This window comes from Micromonospora sp. NPDC003944, from assembly GCF_053605225.1.
Genome location: NZ_JBSGIV010000015.1, coordinates 82,137 through 103,921, shown reverse-complemented (window position 1 = coordinate 103,921; position 21,785 = coordinate 82,137). Strand labels below are relative to the sequence as shown.

Below are 21,785 nucleotides of genomic sequence, written 5' to 3'. Positions count from 1 at the left end.
TCCCACGGATAATTCATTGAAGCACCCCCGCAGACGAACACCCGTACGACGCACCCGACACATGTTGGGCAAGAGTTCAATCTCACCCACAAGATCTTGTGGTGAGACACCCGGGTTCTTGTCGGTTAGCGCGCGGCCCCCCGCACGGCTTACTCGCCGACGCTCCGTGCCGAGGTAGTGATGGCTGCGACTTTCGTGACGGCACTGTTCAGGCCGCCAACCGCCCCCACGGTTCGTAGTGCCTCAGTGACGCAGTCACGTTTCGAGTGGGTAGGGGCCGAGGAACCGCTCGCCGTTAAAATGGATCATGTGGGTCGGGTTGTCCGCACACCACACTTCGGTCTCCCAGGCGATCTGGTGGAGGTATTTCCTCGCGTTCTGTCTGGTCGGGAAGCAGGTGACGAAGACAGGACCTGCGGTGCTGCCAGCGAAGAGAGTGCGGAGTTCGGCGTGTCGCTTGGCATCGATGGGTCCGTGCTTGGGGGCGGCCTCCAGCAACACCAGCCAGTTCTTGTCCGGCATGTACACGATCAGGTCGGGGATCTTGCCGTGGGGATCGAGGACCACACCCAGGTCGGCGAGGGCCTTCTCCTCGAAGACTGACCACTTGTCCCCGGCATCGCCGACGTAGAGCACGACGCCGCCGGGGGTGAAGTAGCTGCAGAAGTCCCTGATCATGACGTCGAGGAGTTCGTTCTGGCCGCCGGGACTGAGAGTGACCTCTCGGCCGCCGGGCAGCACTACAGGAATACGGCGCATCTTCCTCTCCGCGGCATAGGCGTCCAGTTGTCCGGGGAGGTCGATCAGGTAGTTCCTGATGGTGGTGTCGAACTCGTCGCTGCCGTAGGAGCGGATAACGGCCAGGGCGGGATCGCTGATCTGATAGCACCAGTGGGGCGAGTTGATGGGCCGGTCGGGTTTGTCCGGGTTCTGCACGACAAGCCCTGCGGCGGCGAACTGGTGCAGTGTCTGCCGGCGGATGGTCTCTCGGGTGTTGGGCTTGTAGTCACGGCCGTAGTGCTGTCGCAGGGAGTCCATGATTTCCACGGTGCGCAGCGTCGGGTTAGTGGCCTGCGACCATGGCTCGTCGGGCAGCAGGCCCAGCAGCGCGCGCAGTACGAGAGCGGAGCGTTCGTTGCACCGTTCGTCGTCGAAGTTGAAGGTCTTGAGCAACTTCCGTGCCTGCTGCACCGATTCCGGCACCTGATTCACGAATCCTCCCCGCTGCGTGGCGTCTGCTTCAGCGAGCACGTGCTGGTGCACCAGCACGTCAATCTCCGCTTGGGTGGGCCACTGTCCTGGTTGGACATTCTCACCCAGCCGGCGAAGCTGGGCGGTGTCGGGGTAGCGGAGGTTGCGCAGGTCGGTGGCGTTGACCTGGGTATGGCCGCTGAACTGGCGGAACTGGGTGTCGAGCAGGTTAGAGTTCAGCCAGACCGCGAGACCGTTGGCCACGGTTGCGTCGAGGCCGGCACCGTCGTCGTGGAAGACGTTGAGGTGGTTCTCGATTCCGATTGTGTCGCCAGGCAGGTCGGCGGAGTGAATGACGGTCGCCACGACCCGGCGAGTTTCCTCTTTCGCCGAGAAACGCTTGACCAGCACATACACACCAGCGGGCAGCATGAGGCTGGCAGTCGATTCGTCGGCCACGATGGCGTTGGGCTTGCGGTAGTCGGGCAGGGGCCACTGCACCTTCCCATCGCGCAGGTGGCCTGGATAGATCAGCGGCACCGTGTCACCGCTCGGCATGGCGCGTAGGGCGTGCTTGGCGCGGAAGTCCACGACCTTGCCGGTAGAGACCTTCAACCCGAGATCAGCCAGGCTGGCCGGCAGGTCGGCGAAGAGGCTCGCCGCGTGCCCGTCGTCAACGTCGGTGGGGACATGCAGGAACGCCTCAGCATCGCCCGGTCTAATGATCTCTGCGTAGTCAACCCAGTGCTCGTGGGCCGGGTCCGCGTAGCCGCGCGAGGCGACGACGGCGACCTTGTCCGGGCTGCGACCGAGCGTGCCCGCCAGGATGATGTTCTCCTGTAGCACCGACAGGTCAGCGAACAGCGCGCCCCGGTCCTGAAAGACACTGATTCGGTCGATACCCAGCCGAGCGAACAGCCATTCGCGGAACGACCTGAAGTACGCGCCGTTGGCAAAGCTGCGAGGCGTGATCGCAACCAGTTGACCGCCTTCCGCCAGCAGGGCTGTCGAAAGCGCGAGGAACGCCGCATACAGGTTCGGCACATCCAACCCGAGTTGACGCAGCGCCGCTCGAACTGACGAATTCCTCCCGACCTTCCCGTAGGGCGGATTCTGGATCACCAGATCGAAGCGTGCGGGCTGCTCATGGAACCCGATGGCACTGCCGGCGTGATCGGCCGCCCACTCGACGAAGTCAGCCTTAACGACCACAAAATCAACATCGCCGCCAGCAGCACGAGCGGTATCTCGGCAGTCTCGAAGAGTCGCCTGGAGCTGCTCATGGAACGCCTGCTCCACCTCGACCGCAGTCACCTCAACTCGCAGACCGGGACACTCACGCAACACCCGGGCGACCAGCGCCGCAGTCAGCGAACCCGACCCCGCTCCGGGGTCGAGCAACCGCACGACTCCGCGATCCGCCAGTCGCGGTTCACTCGCGATCCGCTCGGCCACTACCCTCGGAGTGAAATACTGGCCAAGGCTCCGTTGCCGGACCGGCTCCATTGCCTGCATCAGGGCCCCACGTCGGGCCTCTGTCCGGGACAAGAGCCCTTCGATGACCAGGTCAAGTTCGGGATGTGACGGCACAACGCGCAGCCTACTGCGTCTGCCGATGCCGGCCTTGGCGCGGATCGAGGGGCACGCCGAGGTGCGTCAGCGGTCCTGGTGAGATCGCTCGGGCAAGTTCACTCAACGGATGTGCACCCGCAGCACTCAGGTACCGCCGGCAGGACGAAGATCTGCCAGCATGGCGTGTTCCTCGCCTACGCCACCCCGGCCAGGTCATGTGTGGGCCGAGCCGCACCAGTTCGCGCCCTCGGTGTGGACCAACGCCGGCCAACAGCGGTGTCGGAGCCGTAGCTCCTGCACCGCCAGCCGTTCACCGACCACCCCGCTTGAACCCGATTTTCTTGCCGAACCCGTGGCCCGGCTTGACCTCCACGACCTCACCCTCGGCCAGCGTCCGCTAGCTGTTGGCTTGGCCCCTTCATGTCCGCTGATGGTGGCATCGATCGGTATGATGGGTTCGGAGATCCGCTTTGGGGCGGCCTGACGGGGCGAGGAGTTTGATCAACGGTGCCTGCAAGTCGACGTCGCAGCGGCCACCCTGCCGGACCTAAATGCCCGGACTGTGGCAAGCGCCCGTCGGGCGGCAACCTCGTCCATGAGCCTACTTGCCCCATGGGGACGTCGTTGGATGCGCTCATGGTTGCGGATGCGGCCTGGTTCGAGCAGCGGCCTGACGCCGAACATCGGTGCCGGTGGATTACGGCGGCGGAACGGATGGAGTTGCCGGTGGCGGCAGGCAGATCGCTGTCACCGAAGAGCGTCATCCACGTAATGCAGATCGACCCCGGCGTGCGGCATAGGGAGGTATATATTCCCGGCGACGAGCTCGTGCCAGCCAGGTCGGTTGGGCTGTTCGGCCACCGAGCCTCGTTTGAGCTCGCCGAGCGGAACCACGGACCGATCCCGGCAACACACACTGGCGTACTTGCCGGGGGCCTGGAAGCACGGTTGTTCAGGTTGCCTGATGGGCTGGAGCCCGACGGCTTCGTGGAGTTCGACGGCATAATCGTTCTTCGGCCCGGCGATGCACTGCCCGTGCCCTTCCGCTGATCCTGTCTGGCAAGCGGCCTCGTTGACAGTCTCGCCTCTATGGTGACCGGGGGTGTCAGCTTTGTCGGCACTCGCTCCGGCGACAACTCGTCGCGAAGGAGGGAATTTGAATCCACGACCTTTTACTCTCGAACTTCATCGCGCCTTGTCACTTGTTGTCAACCTCTGACCCCCTCTTACCGAAAGGGACGGTCCCGAACTTGTCACTGATCCTCAAAATTAGTCATTGAGCTGCGCAAACGCCAAGATCTACTGATTGACGCTTGTCACGAATAGTCCACGCTGGGACGGGGTTTTCGGGGGGTAAGCGGGGGCATCGTGCCAGGGCGGATCGGTTGCATCACGGTCAGGCAGTTCAGCGCGGCAGCTACTTGTCGCGGCAGCCAGTCAAAGATCACCGGCCACATCCTGATGTCGTGGTCGCTCTGCCCAGGGGCTGGCGGCTGGGTGGGTGGGCGGTGACTCGCTACGAGGCACCGTCCTCAACAAGGACACGGGCGCGGGTGGGTGCTTACTCAGCGGCGCTGAGATCCTTCCAGGAGGGGGCTCGGGTGCCGCCAGAGCCCGCGAAGGCGATTGCCGGCGGCGAACTGGGCCACGGAATCGGATCATGAAACACTGCACATGTGGTACGGCGCAGCGATACGCGGTGGTTCTCTGGAGACGACGCTCTCCGCGAGCTGATGCATGCCCTGACCTACGCCGATCATCCCTGGACACACCCGAATCGTCCCGACCTTCTTCCGGCGATCGGCGAGTTGCTGGCCTGGGCCGGTGACACCAGGACTTACGACGGACAGCACAGGCCGGGCTGGATTTCCATGATGCACGACTTTACCGAGGCAGCCAAAGCCCTTGGTGCGAGTGTCTTGCAGGTCGTGCAGCCGCACATCGACGGAGTCGCCAGCCTTCTAAATCCGGATATTGGTAGCGACCAGGCAAGCCGCACAAGGTTGGCGTCCGAGGCTCAAGCATTACGCCTAGCCCTAGGACAAACCGCCACATTGCTGGCGGCTTGGAAAGACCTAACAAGCGCGTGCAGTCAGCCAACCAGGCCAATGAAGACGGTAGCGGCACGACGTGATTGCTTCTGGATGGTCGTCCGTGCAACCGACCGCAACACCACCGAGCTATCACGCAGTCTGACTTCCGTACTGACAGGCGACCCCTTTCAAGCACAACTTGCGCGGTACCACCTTGGCGAGCTTGAGGAGATCGATCTCAACCGTGCCGCTTATAGGGGCGACCCGCTGGTAAGCCTATCGGATCGGCTCGATCTCGCGGCGAAGTTGCTCTCCTTGACGCCGGCCGCAAAGACGCATGTTGTTTGGCTTGCGTACAAAAACGCCCACCTGGAGTCCATGGGACTGGAACTCGGCCACATTCAGCTATATTGGGCACAGTGGTTAAGGAGCGTTCTGGCTTCCGAGGGAGCCATGGACCGGCTTCCCGGCGAACTAACGTCGACCGACATGCCTCTGGACATCCCGGATGAGCAAGACGTGATACTCGCTCGGATTGACCTCGGTATCGCTGCACCACCAGACGCTATCCGCGTCGCCGGCGAGCAGCTCGACGCACTGGTGACCATGTCGATGCTCGGTGTTGATGATCCGTGGGAACGAATGCCGGGTTACATTCATGCGGTAGACGGCCAAATCATCTCCCAAGGCGTCTTTCGATACGAAGAACTCCCGGTGACCTCGCGTTACGCATGGCAGGACCCCACAGCCCGGTTCGCCAGCATGGCTCCACGGGTAGCGCCTCACCTGCCGGTGCTGGACCCTAACATGAAGGACATCATCGATGCACTATCTTGGTGGCGCGTCGGTATTGACCATCCGACTGCGGCCGCAATTCTTCTAAACGTACGAGTGCTTGAGCTGGTAGCAGGCCGACTTGGCGTCGCATCCTGGACTACTTACCTAGAGAAGTACATCAAAAACATCTGGTTGTACAACGTCATGCTTGAGGTACTGTATTATCCACTCTTCGAGGCGCTACACTATCGATCGCTACCTCCAGACAAGCTGGCTCGCCAGCGTGAGCTGTTCCTAGAGGCAAATACATACCAGAGCGGCGAACAGGGCTTCGATGTGCAGGTCGCCGCACGCCATCTCGACGAAGTCATCGGCTTCATCCCGTCAAGGCTGCCAATGGCCCGCGAACTCCGCAGCATCAAACAGCGGACAGCCAGTGCTCAGGCACTAAACGAATGGCGAAGCGATCTGGAGAACTCCTGGTCCCGATGGCTGCTCCGACTCGAACGAATTCGCAACGCGGTCACCCACGGTGGTCCGTTCACCGAGGACGCTGTAGTTCTGACCCACCCCTTCAGCCAGCAAGTTTCTGTGTGGGCGCTCGGTATGTGCCTAGATGGCTTCCTCGACGGCAAGACACTCGAACAGACCCACGATGAAACCCAAAAGCGCTGGGATCAGTGGCGTCTACAGTTGCGATCCGCAACATCGGTAAATAGCATTTTCTGACACTTGGTCCACCCACAGTTCGTCAATACTCGTGTCCAAATCCGGAGCTGGTGAACAACCACCTGGACTACCGCGTGCGCGGCGTCGGCGAGTCGTTCTACGACTTGCCACAGCTCGCCGAGGACAAGATGCTCCGACGCACCCGCCATCGCCTACGAATTATCACCGCACGCACCGGCCCGGGTCTGCGGCTTACCAGCCGGCGGCATCCCGGAGGTAGCTCTGCCACTCCGCGTACTCGTCTAGCACCCCAAGCCCGCCGTGCAGCACGATCCCGCCGGCGTCGTGTAGCGCCTCCGTAACCGCTTCCAGATCGAAGTTGATCTGGTCCGGACGCGCGGGGACGAATACGAGTGCGCGGTCCTTGCCCTTACCGGTGCGCTTCTTCACCGTGCTGTACCGGAACCACTGCCCGCTGTCGTCCAAGGCGTGCAGGGCGTCCAGGACCTTCTTGACGTCGTCGGGAAGCCGCTGACTGTCTTCGAGGTCGAGCCGGGCGAAGTAACCCGCCAACCGCTCGGCAAGCCCACCGATCGAGTGCGTTGCCGCCAGGATCGCGTCAAGGTTGGTCTGCTGGAGTTCGGTGTCCAGGTCGCCATCCGCCCGCAGGCAGCGGGCGGCGCAGCGGATGACCGCCTTGAGCGCGAGTTCGATTCCGTGGCGGTAGTTGCTCAAGATCGGGAGGGCAAAACTGTCGTTCGGGCGGTGTGCCTTCCAGTGCGTGGTAACGTCTGCAGGTCAGGAGACGCCGTTGACCTGCGGATCTGGCGGTCCGATGCTGCACCTGCATGATCGACTCTGGGTAGCGACCGGTCTACCATGTCGACGTCAACAAGCCGGAGGGGAGATCAGTGCAGTACGGACCGAACGGCTCCTTCATCCACACACCCGCTATTCAGGACGCGGTGTTCCCGCTCGCCGAGGTGGCAGGCGAGCGGGTTGCGAACCCGACTGGGACTGGCTTCATTGTCGGCTCTCGGGCTTCGCGCTGACGGCGTCGCATTGCGTCCCGCGAGACATCACCAACCTCCGAGCGTTCTTCCGACTACCGAACCGGTGGGCGGCAGTCCACGTCTTGGCCGTGGAGCGCCACCCGACCGAAGACGTCGCGCTCCTGCGGCTATCGATCAAGGGGCAGATCTGGGGAATGCTCCGCCTTGACGATCGGCGGCTAAGCCCGGAGCACGAGGTCGAGGTGCTGGGCTACCCGGAGGAGACTTTCTACGAGCGACTTCGGCCCGATGGCACGGCGCCGTACCACCCCCAGATCGTCAACACTCGTGCCTACATCCGGAGGCTGGTAAACAACCCGGACCACCGCATGCGCGGCGGCGGCGAGTCGTTCTACGAGTTATCACAGCTCGCCGGGGACGGATGCTCCGGTGCACCCGCCATCGCCTACGACGCCCCCGGCTCGAAGACCTACAAGGTCTTCGGCATCTACAAGGGCCAGCGGCAGATGACCAGCTCCGGTGGAAGCACCACGTCGGTCGGGTACGCCACGCGAAGCGAGATATTCGCCGGCCGGTGTCCGGACATATTGGGCCAGAGTCTTTTGAAAGAGGCAAACCCGCCCAGTGGTGTCGAGCCGGTCGTGCTCGGGCCAGCGGACTTTGCCGACAGCCCATACCCGCCGCACGAGGGCGCGTCCGCCAGCCGAGGTTAGTTCCGCCGCGCTGGCGACAGCCGACACCGCACCCCGCGCCCCTGTCGACGCGAAGGTCGGAACTCCGTTGGCATGCGTTACCAAGACAGCTACCGTACCGATTCATGAGTGGTGAGTTGTCGGCCTTCGGTGCACTTGTTGACGGTCTTCGGCGCACACTCGACGTGCACCTCGCGGAGAAAGCCAATCCGCCAAGGGCGAAACGTTCACGGAAGCCCAGATTTCAATTATCTGTTTCTCGGCTGCCAGAGATCCTCCGCGAGCAACTCCCCGATTGGGCTGAGCTGGCCTTAATTGCCGGCAGAGAAAACGGCCGTGACGTCCGGTGGATCGGCGACGCAGATCGCCGCTCCGCAGCCATGATCTGGCCGTCGTTCGAAGACGACGCCCTGGAATTGCTTGAACATGCGGGCGAGCACCCAAACACTGCGGACATCGCCCTCCGGATAGCGGGCGATCTGGCCGGGAAGCAGATTCCAGCATGGGAGTATGTCACCGTAGACCTCAACCTACCCATAACCAGCGTGCAATTGTTTGACGGCTGGCAACTTGCCAGCATCAACCGCACCGAGGACCCAAGTTTACCAATCTCATATGGTGGATTCCTAGGCGATTTTTGGACACCAGATCTACTACACGACCGCGGTTTCGGCGCGCTGCGGCGGCCAAGGTCTGCTCGCAGACTCGACGAGGCCACTGCCGGGGAGAACGACCTAATCTGGCCCCTGCTCACTCTCAACTTGCTGGATATTCCTCCAGTACGCGCGTTTACGGCCTATCTGGTGGAGCCTGGCCGGAGGATACTTTGCCCGGCTGGCGGCCTCAGGGAGGGATATCTGCCGTCCGAGGTCAAGCTGTGGCATCCGCAGCCGCTAACCATATTGCCGCGCAAGCCACACAACCTCGATCGGGCCATAGCGAACAGATTGGGGCGCTATGCCGCCGAGATGGGGTCTTGTTTAGCCGCGTTGAGTGTTGGTGACCGCCGGGTTCTGGCCCGCGCAACAGAGCATCACCTGTATCTGGCATATCACGAAGGTCCGACGCAACCCAAACTCGATGGGAGCTATGTTTCCTTTCGCCGTACCGTCACCTTGGAAGCGCTTCTCGCCAGCGCGGACAGCGACCATGAGGGTATTGGTCGCAAGATATCCCAGCGGGCTGCGGTACTCGCCAACCAGGATGACAATAGCCGTCTCGCCGTCCGCGACATTATCAAAAGTGCCTACAGCGCGCGGTCTGCCTTCGCCCACGGCAGCGGCCGCACCAGGCAGGTAGACCATGCACTTTTGACAAGCACCGTAAAGATAATCATACGACGATGGCTCGCCTTAGCCGCCTATCACGGAGCCAAACGAGTTGCGGCGTTGCTCGACGATGCCCTCCTGTCCACCACCGTGCGGGATGGCCTGATGCACGAGATCGCAGAACACGAGAGCCGTGCGGGAATTCAGTAGCCGATCGTCCTCGTACCTGCCTCAGCGACGGAGCTAGAACGCCGGCATCTTGACGGTGGACGCACCCCGCTACCGTGCCTACGTGTCCATCCGCTGGAGTTCCATCCATCAGCAGCTCGGGGAACCACCGTGCGACCTCAGCTACGAGATCATCCGGGCTGCCCGGGACCAAGGCGTCGTAGAGTCTGACGGCTTGGACTGGAAGCGGACGCTCCCCGGCAAGGAACCCGGTGACCTGGACAAGTTCGCCACAGACGTTGCCGCCATGGCCAACACCGGTGGCGGGATCATCGTCTACGGCGTGGCCGAAGAGCACGGCACCAGCCGAGCACGGGAGATCGTCGGGGTCGACGCATCCGACGCTGCCCAGCGACGGCTGCGGCAGATCGCCAACAACCGCATCGACCCGATCGTGCCGGGTGTGGAGATGGTGTCGCTGACCGGCGACGGCAAGTCTGTGCTGGTGCTGTCGGTGCCGCGCAGCCCTGACGCACCACACATGATCGGTCAACGGGAAAGCTTTCGCGTGCCCTACCGGGACGGATCCAAGAACGAGTGGATGCGGGAGCGGAACATCGAACACGCCTACCGCCAGCGCTTCGACCGGCAGCACGACCAGACGGAGCGCTTAGTGTCCATGGCCAAAGACATCGCCGACCACTTGGAAGGCAGCAGCAAAGCCTGGCTCAGTGGGGTCGCGCGACCCATCACGCCTCTAACGCCCCTGGTCAAGCCACTCACGCGCGGGCAGGTACGAGAGCTGCTAGAGGCGGTCCTTCGGTACGCCAACCAGCTCGTGCCGCAGGACAGGTTCGGCCGGGAACTGCTTCTCCAGTCGCTCGGCGATGCGGCGCTCAATCCGAGGACGGGGCTAAGGCGATGGATCATCAGCCCACTGGCTGACTACGGCCCGGAACCACGCGCCGCATACCTGCTCGTGGAGCTGCACGGCGACGGGTCGCTGGCGTTTGCGGTCGACAGTGGAGGTTGGGCACCCGGCCAGCCGGAGACGCCATGCCAGATCTATGCACCCTTCGTCGAGAACTTCGCTATCGATCTCGTGGCACTGGCCAGCGTGTACGGAGGACAGATGGGTGGGCAGGCACCCATGGGCTTTCGGATCGACCTGTGGAAGGCGGATCCGGCCACGCCCATAACCCCAGTGGACAACCTACGAGGAGGCGGAATGATCTCCTCGCACCTGGAAAGGCCAGCAGGAGCCCGGGACGTACGCCGTTTCCACCCATTCTACGGAGAAGTACCTATCGCGGGCGACAACTCAGACTTGCTGGACACAGCTCGGACAATCGCATCCGACATCCTGCACCAGTTCGGCATCAGCCGCCACACTGTACTTCCCTAGCGTGAAACCCGAACGTACCAACTCTTGAAACGGTGCAGTTCTTGACCCTTTGGAATTTCCTTGCCTCGCCGGCCTGGGGTGCCCTCGAATCGCTAGGTACCGCTGCCGCCGTAGGGGTAGCGGCCTGGGCCGCGATGCAGGCGCGGTCATCGTCGCGCTCCTCAAATGCGGCCTCGACCACGTTGTCATCAATCGAGGTTCAGCGCCGCCACAGCGAATTGTTGCCTCGGTTCCGATTAACATGCGAGGCCCTCAATCCTGGCTCAGATATATTGCGCCTACGAGTCATGTTGATTGGCCCGTCAGGGCTCGACCGCCTCGATCGTTTGACCGTAACCATTCGGAATGATCACTTCCGCCGGGGAGAGGGCGACTATCGACAGTCGATGGACGGCCCGACACAAGATGAGATCCGCGATTACATCTGGGGCCCATACCGTTTCACGCCTGGAACTGGCCCAGACGACGCCCGCGCCGATCGCTTAGGCCGAGAGACGGTGTACGACACGGCCCTGCCGATCGGCGAAGAGTTGCCGTATCAACTTGAGCAGACCATGCCGGGACACTGGATGAGAAGCATGACGCAACAGGGCTGGCTAAAACAGCGGGGACCCATCGTGCGCCTAGCCTTTACCGCCGAGCATCAGACTCACGGAACCTGGTACTTGCCCTGCGCGATTGATACAACGACTATGCCGATAACGGTAATCGTGCCGCCGGTCGAGCAGGCACCCCTCGCGGCAACAAAGGAGGGCCATTGACCGCCAGGTCTGGCTGACTTGGCCTCCTCGTTCGCCTTCGCGTTCCAGGCGCCCTGTCGCTGGTCAGCAGCGCCCGGAAGCCGGCGCTGGCGCAGGTTGGTGGCCTTGTCGGGCACCACGAACAATTGCGCCACACTGTCCCGCGTGCTGACCATCCAAGCTAGGTACCCCTTCCGCCGGATGAGCCGGCCGGACCACGACGCCGGGCGTCCCCTCTTATGCGAGACGCCCTCCTATGCCGGATGCCGAGGACGACATCTTCGGGGCTGGTACTGGCACCGAGCCGATCCCAGTACCAGCCTGGATGGCAGGTCAGTTCACTGTGTCGCTGTGCAACCGCTCACGAAGAATGCCTGCGGCGGCTGGTGATCGTGGTGGTGAGATTCGTAAGTGCGGCGGCAAAGGCGAGAAGGTCGCCGGCGGCCTGGATGACATCGAGCCACTGCTGCATCGGAACTCCCTGTGTAGTAGTGGGCCGGCCGGCTCCCTGTCTGACGGGTTCCAATACAGCGGTCGAGTAGGCCCTCCGGCCATGGCGTCGGAGGAACCCGAACGTCAGGATGTCGTACAAAGGCCGAGGACCTGGTACTACAGTCGATGAGCGATCAGCCACTACGCTGGCCGTCGGAGGCGGTGGGAGCTGTCAGACGGCAAGCGGAATGGGCAGGATAGGTGTGGATCGATCAAGTTCAGTACCGGGAGTCGATCCGTCCCGGGTAAACACACCGGTCGAGTTGGCCGCCTGTCTGGATGGGCTACGCCGCCGCCGGGACCTGTCGTACGAGGGCATGGAGCGGGAGTCGAGAAAGTTGCGGTCGCGGCCCGGTGAATCGCGGTGGGACGTCCTGGGCAAGAGCACCGTGGGAGAGATCGTCAAAGGCAAACGACTGCCAAGTAAGGGCAAGCTGCTGACCTACCTGGCGGTCTGCCAGGTTGCGTCGGCCGACCTCGCTCAGTGGCTGGCAGCGTGGGAGCGGGCGGGCACCGCCGATCTCACCCAACCCGTCGGTGCGATACGGGTGCGGGAAGCTGCACCGCGGCGGCTCGGCGTCCATGCCGCGATCCACGTTGACGGCGTGCTCGGCGAACTGCCCACGTATGTCCCTCGGGATGTCGACCACCAGGTCAGAGCAGCGCTGGCCGCGGGTGCCGGACAAGGCTGTTTCGTGCTGTTGGTAGGTGGATCATCGGTAGGGAAATCCCGGACCCTGTATGAAGCTGTCCGAGCTACCCTCTCGGAGTGGTGGCTGGTCCACCCCGCCGACTCCGCGGAGATCCGCACCCTGGCCGCGACCCCGACGGCGCGCACAGTGATATGGCTGGACGAACTGCAGCGCTACCTCGGCCGCAATGGCGGCCTAACCGCCGGTACGGCACGAGCGCTGCTTGGGGCCGGAACGGTGCTGGTCGGCACTATATGGTCCGATGAGTACGCCATCCGTGTCGCGCCCCGCCGGCCAGGCAGCGAAGACCACCATGTTTCTGACAGGGAACTGCTTGATCTGGCCGAGGTTGTCGACGTGGCGCCGGTCTTCAGCACTGCGGAGTATCGCCGGGCCCAGGAGTTGGCCGTCGCCGATGGGCGCATCCTGGAGGCTCTCGACAACGCTGACGCCGGAGTGATCCAGGTGTTGGCAGCGGGACCAGAGCTGGTTCGGTGGTGGGAACAAGCCGCCAATGCATACGGTCAGGCTGTGATCACGGCCGCGATCGATGCGCGGCGCCTTGGCGTGGAGACTCCAGTGACGCGTGAGCTTCTCGCCGATGCTGTCCCCGGGTATCTGACCGCCGTCCAGCGCGCCACCGCCCCGAATGATTGGCTTCAGTGCGCCCTCGACTACGCCGCCACACCGCTGCGCGGTGCCGCGTCCGCTCTCAGTCCAGTCGACGACGGCACCATGGGAGGGATCGCCGGGTACATCTCGGCTGACTACCTACTCCAGCGCGGGCGCCATACCCGCCGCACCGTTTGCCCACCCGCCTCCGCATGGCAGGCCCTGGTCGACCATGTCGATGAGCACGATGCGCTGGAAGAGCTGGCGGCTAGTGCCGACGCCCGGATGCTGTACGGCTACAGCCGTCCCATCCTTCGGCGGCTGGCAGAGGCCGGCGACCGCTATGCCCAGATCCACATCAAAATTGAGCAAGGCGACCTCGATGGCGCGGTCGCCTTGGTGCGGGAATGGGAACTCGAAGGGGATCGGGACGCCTTTGACCTCCTGATCTGGACCTTAGAGCACCTGGGTTATGTGAATGCGGCAGCGGCCGAGCTACGGTCCCGAAACCACTGGTACTACTCCGCCTCCAAACTGGTTGGCTTGTTGTCGAACAACGGTCGGCTTGACGAGCTGAGGGTACTGGCCGAAGCGGGCGATGAGTACGCGGCCCGACGGCTGGCCTTCCAGCTCGCTCGGCGCGGGCGTCCGCAGGAAGCCCTTGCCCTCGTGGGTCCTCAGGCTGACGCCACCCCGCCCAACCTATGGGCGACTGCCTGCGTAGTTGACTGCCTAGCACTGCTCGACCGCCTCGAAGAACTGCAAGCACGAGCGGATGCCGGCGATGGATACGCCGAACTTCGGCTTCTAGCCCGGCAGGGCCGCGTAGACGAGCTTCGTTCCCGCGTTGCCGGCGGTGACGAGGAGGCGGAGACACTCATCCTGACGGCACTGCTCGACGTCGGCCGCGTTGACGAGGCCGTGGCCGAACTGCGACGACAAATCGAGGAAGACTTCGACAACGGCGGCGACATCGATCCCGCCGAGCAGCTCGCCGAATTGCTGGCCTCACACAATCTCATCGACGAACTCAAAGCAGAGCTGCGTGCGGGCAATCCCTGTGCTGGACGGTGGCTGGTCAACCTGCTGACTGATCAAGGCCAAGTCGAACAGGCGCACCTGCTGCGACGCTTCGGCCTTAACCCGGACGGCACGGTGGCGGGCCCTACCGGGGGCTGAAAGGCAACACGCAATCGGGGTACTTAACGTGTCCGACACGCTCGCTGGCGTGCGGAGACCCCAAACACCGCCCCGTGCACTCCTTGCGGCTCCACGGGCGGTCGGAGACGCAGTGCCCCTGCAACGCCGCATACACACCTCGGGTTCGGAGATAGCGAGGCCCGATAGTCGCATAGCGGCGTGTGAAAGTATGACAGGGCGCGGGGCCGTCGGGATGCGGGTCGGCGGCCACGAGTTCGCTGGCACGCGAGGCCCCGTGGGACGCGATGAAGTTGGCGACATCCACACCGACTACTTCTCAGGAGTGGGCGGTACATGGCCGCGCCGCAGAAGTGCGCGCCCTGCGGCGAGGGTGCTGTGAATTTGCTGTGCGGTGATGGGGATAGAGTCCTCGCCGCTACGTCGCACGATGCTGATGTACGCGCCTTCGATGCGACCGTCAATGATGGCGCCGTGAACGAGGAAGGGCTTCAGTTCGTCTTCTTGGGGTGGGATGGAGATGACAACCAGCCCCTGGCCCGTAGCGGTTTCGACGGTCTGAACATTGAGGGCTGTTGGGAGCGGGAAGAGCCGATTCTCGATGGCTTGGCGGTAGCGACGGGTGGTTGCTGTGTCGATGGGAACAGCTTTGACGGACCTGACGAGTTCGCCGCCCGGGATGCGCTTGGTGTCCATCCCTACGACGACGATGCCGCCTTCCTCGGCATTCGCGAACCGGCTGACCGCTTCGGCCAGTGAGATCTTCCCCCGGGCTGTCGTCAGGTCGTAGTGCTGCGACTTGACGTCGAGCCACGCCCCTTCGGGCTGGTCGAGAAGAAGGTCAGCCCGGCCGCCGATGATGAGGTCGGCGACGGTTTCACGGGTCAGGTGGCCGGTGTTAGCTGCGTCGAAGAGCGTGGTGACGCTCTCGGCGAGTTCATAGAGCTGGTCCAGGGTCTTTCCTCGGGTGGGGGTTGTGATGAGGGCTTCGTGATAGTAAGGGGCGGTGGAGCGGTGGGCGTCCGCCTGTACGACGGCCAGGTGGGCCTTGAGACGTCGCAGTAATGGCTCGATGAGCGGCGTGACCGTGGCGTAAAGCTGACTGTCGTCGCCGATGTAGTCGTCGCTGGTGAGCGCGCATTGGACCGCAAGGCGACCGTCGTCGAGCAGGGCGAAAGAGACGGAGTCGACGACGGACTCTTTGGGCGAGTACTGATCGTCGGGAGCGAGGTCAATGAGGACCGCCTCGGGATCGGTGTCGCATCGGCGCGCCTTGCGGAGAGCGCGGGCGAGGTCTGTGGCGGTTGCAGTAGAAAGGTCGTTGCGCTTGATGATGAGCGAGCCGGCACCGTCGTATGACCGTCGATGCTCGCCGAAGAACCATGCGTCGTCGTGTGGGTTGTATCTGACAGTAGGGGTCACGTCTGACAGGCTTCCACAACGCGCCTCGGGGAGTCTTGCGGGTGAACGTCTTTCTATGCCGCGATGTACGCACCAGCCGGAGTGGCGACATTGCTGCCGCTCAGCGTGCGCTGGTCCCGGCCGGATAGATGGGTTCCGGTGTGATCGCCTCGCTGGGGATGTGGGCGCGCGCCGACCGGCCGGCCGAGCCATCGCCGCGACCGTCCCGTATGGGTGGCGATGGTCGTCCATCGCCGTCGACACGACCATGTCATCGTTGATCGTCGTTGCTGCTCGTCCGACGCTACCCCGGGCGGTTCGGAAGCCAACGCCAGGTAGACCGGACGGTGGGACACGGGGGCACCCGACGTGCGGACGGAGTCCGGCCGAAAATGCGACTACGCGTCAGCCGACCACGGGTCGCTCGACCGATCCGAGGGCCTCAACGGACGCCAGCGTCTGGTGCCATGCGTCGCGCCACATGGCCCGGCCGGCGTCGTCGACGAGGGCGGCGTCGACCTGGTCGTCGGACTCCCCGTCGATTGGCCATAGTGGCGCGGTGCCGGCCGCGAGACATATGCGAGCCAGGATGGCCCGGCGTACCAGGTCGCGGAGCCGTTCCACTGCGTGGGTGGGCAATTCGCCATTTGGGACGCCAGCGGGCAGGCGGGACAACTTGCTGATCTTTCTGAGCAGGGCCTTCAGCGACAACGAGCCGCCGTGTACCAGCGTGGAGCGCAGGTCGTAGAGCACTTTAATGTCGTTGAAGATCTCTGTGGCTGGGTCCGACGTAGTGGCCAACAGACTCGCCGCGCGGGTTCGCAGTCGTAGGGTGACGTCGCTGGTGCTCGATCCGGATATGGCGGCCTCGAAGGCGGTTGCGAGATCCACAACCTGCTCGAACCACCCGAACGAGTGGTAGGAGAGCACGAACTTGTTCAACGCCATGCCGAAGGAGGTAAAGACCATGCCGGGCTGGGTGCTGCCCTCGACTCCGGCGAGCAAGGCGTCCAGGCCGTCAATGCGAGGTACGTCGTCGGCGCTGAGCACGATGTCCCGCGCGACTGGCGGTGCGATGGAGAAGTACACCGGGCCGGCGCCGCGGAACTGCACGATCCTGGGCTGGGGTGGGTGCAGCGGGCGGCTGGCGCCCTGCACTTCGAACATCGACTCGCTGGCCCCCGGTTTGAGCAGCCGGACCAGCAGCAGGAACCGCTCGATCCGTTGCGACACCGCGTTGTTGAGATTCTCCAGCGTGGGCTGGCTTCCCCGGGCGACGACGACAGCCTCCGGCGGGGCGTACATATGCGGGTCAACGTCGAGGTAGGTGTGCGCTCCGCCGGGCAGTTCGCCCTCGATGATCGCCATCAGCCGACGGGTGTGGTCATGCGCCGGCGCGTCGACCGGCACAACCCGCACCTGCGTGAAGTCGACCGGCTGCCCGTTGCTGGTGGTCATGTGCGAAACCGTGCGGCAGCAAACCACCTCGTACGCATCGGCTGCCAAGGCCGCCTCCAGCTCGCGGACCACCTCTGTGGCGACCGGGTTGCTGGCGGCGAAGTCCTGCCGCGCCGCCAGCCGCGCGATGAAGGTTTCCAAAAGCGGAAGAATATAGGTCCCGGCGAACGCGCGGTCGTGCAGCGCCGTCTGCTCGCTGAAGCGCGGGTAGGCAGTCCCGATCGCCCGCTCCAACGCCGTGTAGGTCGACAGGGGCCTGATGTCGTCGCCGAAGTAGTCCCGGCCCACCCGAAGGTGCCGGCGGTACGGCGAGGGCGGGACGACTCCACGCTGATGAAGCTTCGCCCACGCCTCGGTGAGGAAGGCGCGAGCGGACACGGCGACGGGGCTCTGCGGATCGGTCACGGCCATCAGCATGGCGCACCGACCCGTTGCCTAACCGTCGAATATCTGCCGGGTCTCGCGCCACGGCTGACCGCCGGTGGCAGCCCGGCACCGCGCGTGTCCTGCTCGTCGGTGCCACCGCTGTGATCCATTCCCACAACCTCCCCGTGCGCGTTACCTGGCCGGGGAATCGCATACGCGAGTTGTTGGGCATTCCGCCACAATGGGTGCATGGACCCCGATGAGGAACCGGCGCTGACCGCACTGGCCGAAGAGTTGTACGACATCCGACGGGATCTGGTGCAATCCTTCGCTGACCTGCCGAACTCGGCATCCGTCGTCGACCTACAGCGGAGACTTCTCGGTGAGCACGCCCGGAAGGGCGCAACGCGAGCCGAGCGCGAGCTGTTCAAACGTCATCGGACCAAGCTGCGGGCGATCGGCGACGCGCTGGCGTGGCTGCTGCTGCCTGCGCACACCATCCGAACGCTGTCCAAACACCCGGGTCGCGCGGCGGCGGCGGTGGCCGCCGAGGACGCCGCGTTCGTCATGCGGGTGGTCGACCAACTGTTCCGCGCTGGCAGGGTGCCCATCATCGCGGACCTGACGAACGTCCTGCTGGTCGGGGACGTCGTCGCGGTCGAACCCGGCGGCGGGATAGAGGTCGTGGAGTGCAAGAACACTCGTATTCCGGTGCGACCGCCGGCCAGCGGGAGGCTCGCCAGGCAGCGGCAACGCGGTGAGAGGCTCACGCGCTACCTGCGTGAGAGTGCGATGCCCTACCCCCAGCAGACCCAGCCGACCGTTGCTGCGATCGCTGATGCCCTCGACGTTCCAGCACCCTCGCGTACATTTCCGGCAGGTCAGAATCTCGTCGCGATGGACGTCGACCTGCCCGAGCCGAATCCCGAGTGGCTGGCCACGGCATGCGTGCGGTACGGGGAGTCGCCGCACGGAGTGGGCTTGGTGGAGATCGGTGCTGGCGACTACCTGTTGATCACCGATCGGCACGAGTTCGACGACGATCGAGTCAGAGACGTCGTGCTTGCCCTTCCCCCATTGCGCCAACCGTGTCTGTCTGTGCACTTCGAGCAGCTGAACGAGCCGCGACCATATTGCCGCTCGATCCTGTCGTACCCAATCGACTGGGAGTTTCGGGCCGCGCTGCTGGAGACCGACTTGGTAATGGTCCGCCTGGTCGATCTCGCCATCTTCGAGGAGCGCGACGACGACGGTATCGGTCTGACCCTGCAGGATGGCCTGTTCCTACGGTGGACGCGCGACGAGTTCCACCAGGTGTTCTCGAACCGGTTCGTTGACGAGGTCATGACCGGACCAGTATCAGCGGCCGAGATGCGCACGTGTCTGCTCGACTGTGTGCGCCACGAGGAACAGGACGTCGTGCCGCTCGTCATGGAACCTGATCAGGTTTCACGGGCCGATGAGATGGACCGAGGAAGCGGCAGCAACGTGTGGTACACCACCGTGTATCCAGCCCACGATGGTGACCTCGTACTTGTCGGCAGCGCCGCTGACGCTGGCCTCGATACGGTTCCTGGGGTGACGCACACTGAGTACTACCCGGCTTCCCGGCGGCTGATCGTGTACGCCGATGAGGACATCCTGCTCGACACTGAGATGGCGGAAACCGAAACTGACGTCCCAACCGACAATACGGCCCGTCCAATCTGGGGCGACGTACAGCTCGTCCAGGATGGTGATCCAGATACCGTCGCACTCCCCGATTCATAGTCATCCGGCATGCGGCGACGACCTGCCGTAGACAGACGTACCGGGGGGGGGGACAACGTAGATGTACTCCGCTGGTCGTCTACAGCCGGCTGGCGCTACGCCCAGGTGCCTCTGCAGTCCGGTTCCACGAATCACCATGACAACCCATGAAGCCGCACGGCGCGGCCTGCCCGCGACTGCCCGTTGGCCGGGCAGTGCAATCGCAGCACTGTTGGAGGCCCTGCCGATCTTCGAGGCAGCGACTCACTGCTTAAGAGCGCCACCCCATGGGGTGTGCTGATCATCGAAGCGGCCTACCCCTTGCCTCCGCTACGGCGATCCTGACCTGCGGCATTCGACGTTCCTCCGGCTATGGGTGGTCCGGCGCAAGCTGGGCCGCCGACCGTCAGCGCTCCGTCGTGGCAGCAGGTCGAACGCGAGGCCAATGAACGGGTGGTAGGAAGGGGCTGCGGCACAGCAGGCCCTCGTGGCTCGAGGACCTGCCACACGAAACCGAGCGCGTCGAGGACATCGATGCGCCACTGCGGGACCTTGCCAAGCCGGCGCTGCTTGCGGGTGTTGTGCGTGACGTGGCCCAGCTTGATTCCGTGCTCGCGGTGTTCGCGCGGTACTCGAAGGTGTCCCTCGCGGCGGGCGAACGAGGTGAATGCGGGGATGTAGACATCTGCGAACCGGGCGTTGTTGACCCGCCACACCATGCCGAGGGCGTCTAACATCCACACCTGTTCCGCGTCGAGCTGCTCGCCCTCGTCGCGTGGTCTCAGGTAACGGCGGCGCAGGTTGTGGATGAACCCGCCGAGGTCGTAACCGTCTTCAAGGTGGTATCGGGGCACTACAAGGTGCCCTTCGCGTTCGTGGAACGCCACGGCGGCGGAGATCCCGGCGAACCAGAGGCGTGTGCCCGGGTTGTCGATGAGACGCTCGACGACGCACCGTCGCAGCCGTATGCGGTCGTTGAGACTGCGGCGGTGCACGGGCGCGATGATGTTGGCGTAGGAGGGAGGAACGTAGGCGGGCATGCCGAGGGTGTGGCGTCCTTCTGTCAGGGGTTGACCGTGGTCTGACGTCAGATCCAGAGAGTGCGGCTAGGGCATCAGGGAGGGTGATGCCGTCGGCATCAGACACCGCCGCCACCCGCCCGATCGGTGGTGGCTCGGCGGCGCTGACTCGGCTCGCGTTGCCCGGCGTCGGCGCTCGCGGCGTCGAGTGGTGACTGCCGCGTCTTCTCACAGGTCGAAAGCTGCGGTGACGAGGTTGTGGTCGCTGTTGCGTTTCTGGGGATCGTCGGGTGGCGGGTGCACGCGGTAGGTGCCCGGCACGTAGCGCGGGGCGAGGGCGGTGTTGGCGAGGAGCCAGTCTTTGATGACGGCACCGTTGGGCACGACGCGGTTCACGGTCGGCGCGTACGCCAGCTCGGGTGGGGTGCCGGTGGCGTGGGCTTGCTCGCAGACGGCACGGAATCCCATGTCGTCGTGCCGCTCGCCGCAGTGTTCGTCGTGAACGCCAATGAGGTAGTCCAGTGCCCGGGTGTCGGCGATGACGTCGTCGCCGACGTTGATGCCTTCGTGGTGGCGGCATTGCGGTTCGGCGTTGCGCCAGTTGCGTTGCGGCAGGTGCGGTCCGGAGGCAGAACAATTGAGGTCGCCGCACACCAGGATGGGGTCCTTGTGTGGTCCGTACCGGCCCACCTGCTTGGCCTCGAACAGGCGCCGGTCGCCGCAGGTCGAGTCCCAGTGCTGCGCGATGACGCCGAGCCGGGTGTCGGTGGCGTTGACGGTGAACCAGCCGATGTTGCGCCAGTCGTCGAAGACGCCCTCAGCACCGTGTCCCACCCACGACCGCACGGTCAGTGCTGCCGGGTTGTAGAAGACGGCCGGCGCGATCGGCCCTCGATCCAAGTGCCCGAGCAGCCCCACGTACCGCACGCCGAGCGTCGCGGACAGGGCCGCGGCGGCCCCATGCAGACCCTCCCCACCGAGGTCGGCGTAGCCGCGCCCCTCGCATTGGACGATTACCGCCGGTGCGGTGGTGAGGTGGGCGAATGCGGCGGAGAGCTTGCTGAACTCGTGTCGGCGGCTGGTCTTGTTGAACCCGCCGGACTCATAGTTGAACAGCGCCGTTTCCAAGAACATGAGTTGCCCCCTCCGGTCCGGATGGTGACGCCGTTCGTCTGCGTGGTCGTAGCGATCTCCCCGGCAGGTCGGGGCCGGTCGCCAGTTGTCGGCGCAGAGGTGTGGACGCCCGCGCGGGACTCGCTCGGTGCCCCCGTTGTGCACCCGAGCGGGCCGCTTCCCTCACAGCAGCGGCC

14 protein-coding genes are annotated in these 21,785 nt (G+C 64.2%); 8 read left to right on the top strand and 6 right to left on the bottom strand.

The genetic code is table 11. The features are described 5' to 3' along the window. Nucleotides 1–255 precede the first annotated feature (255 nt). Nucleotides 256–2,706, bottom strand: a complete 2,451-nt coding sequence (locus ACWER9_RS10470) for a BsuBI/PstI family type II restriction endonuclease (RefSeq protein WP_452301556.1) — start codon at nt 2,704–2,706, stop codon at nt 256–258. A 693-nt stretch (nt 2,707–3,399) separates the two neighbouring features. Between ACWER9_RS10470 and ACWER9_RS10465 the strand changes: the two genes are divergently transcribed. Then, entirely contained in the window at nt 3,400–3,813 is a 414-nt protein-coding gene (locus ACWER9_RS10465; protein WP_452301555.1) for a hypothetical protein, read from the top strand. A gap of 626 nt (nt 3,814–4,439) precedes the next feature. Then, complete coding sequence (locus ACWER9_RS10460; protein WP_452301554.1) at nt 4,440–6,302, top strand: hypothetical protein; 1,863 nt, start codon at nt 4,440–4,442, stop codon at nt 6,300–6,302. Nucleotides 6,303–6,494: 192 nt separating this feature from the next. On the opposite strand, the gene ACWER9_RS10455 is transcribed toward ACWER9_RS10460, so the two are convergent. Beyond that, nucleotides 6,495–6,977: a hypothetical protein gene (locus ACWER9_RS10455; protein ID WP_452301553.1), complete on the bottom strand. Its 483-nt coding sequence runs from the start codon at nt 6,975–6,977 to the stop codon at nt 6,495–6,497. Between the two features lie 406 nt (nt 6,978–7,383). Here ACWER9_RS10455 and ACWER9_RS10450 point away from each other — a divergent pair, with 406 nt between their 5' ends. From ACWER9_RS10450 to ACWER9_RS10430, 5 genes are all read left to right on the top strand, one after another. After that, a complete protein-coding gene (locus ACWER9_RS10450; RefSeq protein ID WP_452301552.1) occupies nt 7,384–7,968 on the top strand; it encodes a hypothetical protein in 585 nt (194 codons plus the stop codon). 104 nt (nt 7,969–8,072) lie between these two features. Continuing rightward, nucleotides 8,073–9,425, top strand: coding sequence for a hypothetical protein (locus ACWER9_RS10445; RefSeq protein ID WP_452301551.1), 1,353 nt, complete (start codon nt 8,073–8,075; stop codon nt 9,423–9,425). A gap of 82 nt (nt 9,426–9,507) precedes the next feature. Continuing rightward, on the top strand, nt 9,508–10,788 hold the full coding sequence (locus tag ACWER9_RS10440; RefSeq protein ID WP_452301550.1) for an AlbA family DNA-binding domain-containing protein: 1,281 nt from the start codon (nt 9,508–9,510) through the stop codon (nt 10,786–10,788). A gap of 32 nt (nt 10,789–10,820) precedes the next feature. Beyond that, nucleotides 10,821–11,549 (top strand): hypothetical protein, encoded by a 729-nt coding sequence (locus ACWER9_RS10435; protein WP_452301549.1) that lies wholly within the window; start codon nt 10,821–10,823, stop codon nt 11,547–11,549. A 788-nt stretch (nt 11,550–12,337) separates the two neighbouring features. Beyond that, nucleotides 12,338–14,503, top strand: a complete 2,166-nt coding sequence (locus tag ACWER9_RS10430) for a hypothetical protein (RefSeq protein WP_452301548.1) — start codon at nt 12,338–12,340, stop codon at nt 14,501–14,503. 291 nt (nt 14,504–14,794) lie between these two features. On the opposite strand, the gene ACWER9_RS10425 is transcribed toward ACWER9_RS10430, so the two are convergent. Continuing rightward, a complete protein-coding gene (locus ACWER9_RS10425) occupies nt 14,795–15,904 on the bottom strand; it encodes a hypothetical protein (RefSeq protein WP_452301547.1) in 1,110 nt (369 codons plus the stop codon). 384 nt (nt 15,905–16,288) lie between these two features. Then, nucleotides 16,289–17,746 carry a hypothetical protein gene (locus ACWER9_RS10420; RefSeq protein ID WP_452301546.1) on the bottom strand — a complete coding sequence of 486 codons (1,458 nt, stop codon included), beginning with the start codon at nt 17,744–17,746 and terminating at the stop codon, nt 16,289–16,291. 210 nt (nt 17,747–17,956) lie between these two features. Here ACWER9_RS10420 and ACWER9_RS10415 point away from each other — a divergent pair, with 210 nt between their 5' ends. Further along, entirely contained in the window at nt 17,957–19,477 is a 1,521-nt protein-coding gene (locus ACWER9_RS10415) for a hypothetical protein (RefSeq protein ID WP_452301545.1), read from the top strand. A gap of 293 nt (nt 19,478–19,770) precedes the next feature. On the opposite strand, the gene ACWER9_RS10410 is transcribed toward ACWER9_RS10415, so the two are convergent. Next, entirely contained in the window at nt 19,771–20,496 is a 726-nt protein-coding gene (locus ACWER9_RS10410) for a helicase associated domain-containing protein (protein WP_452301544.1), read from the bottom strand. Between the two features lie 207 nt (nt 20,497–20,703). Next, on the bottom strand, nt 20,704–21,609 hold the full coding sequence (locus tag ACWER9_RS10405; RefSeq protein WP_452301543.1) for a hypothetical protein: 906 nt from the start codon (nt 21,607–21,609) through the stop codon (nt 20,704–20,706). Nucleotides 21,610–21,785 lie beyond the last annotated feature (176 nt).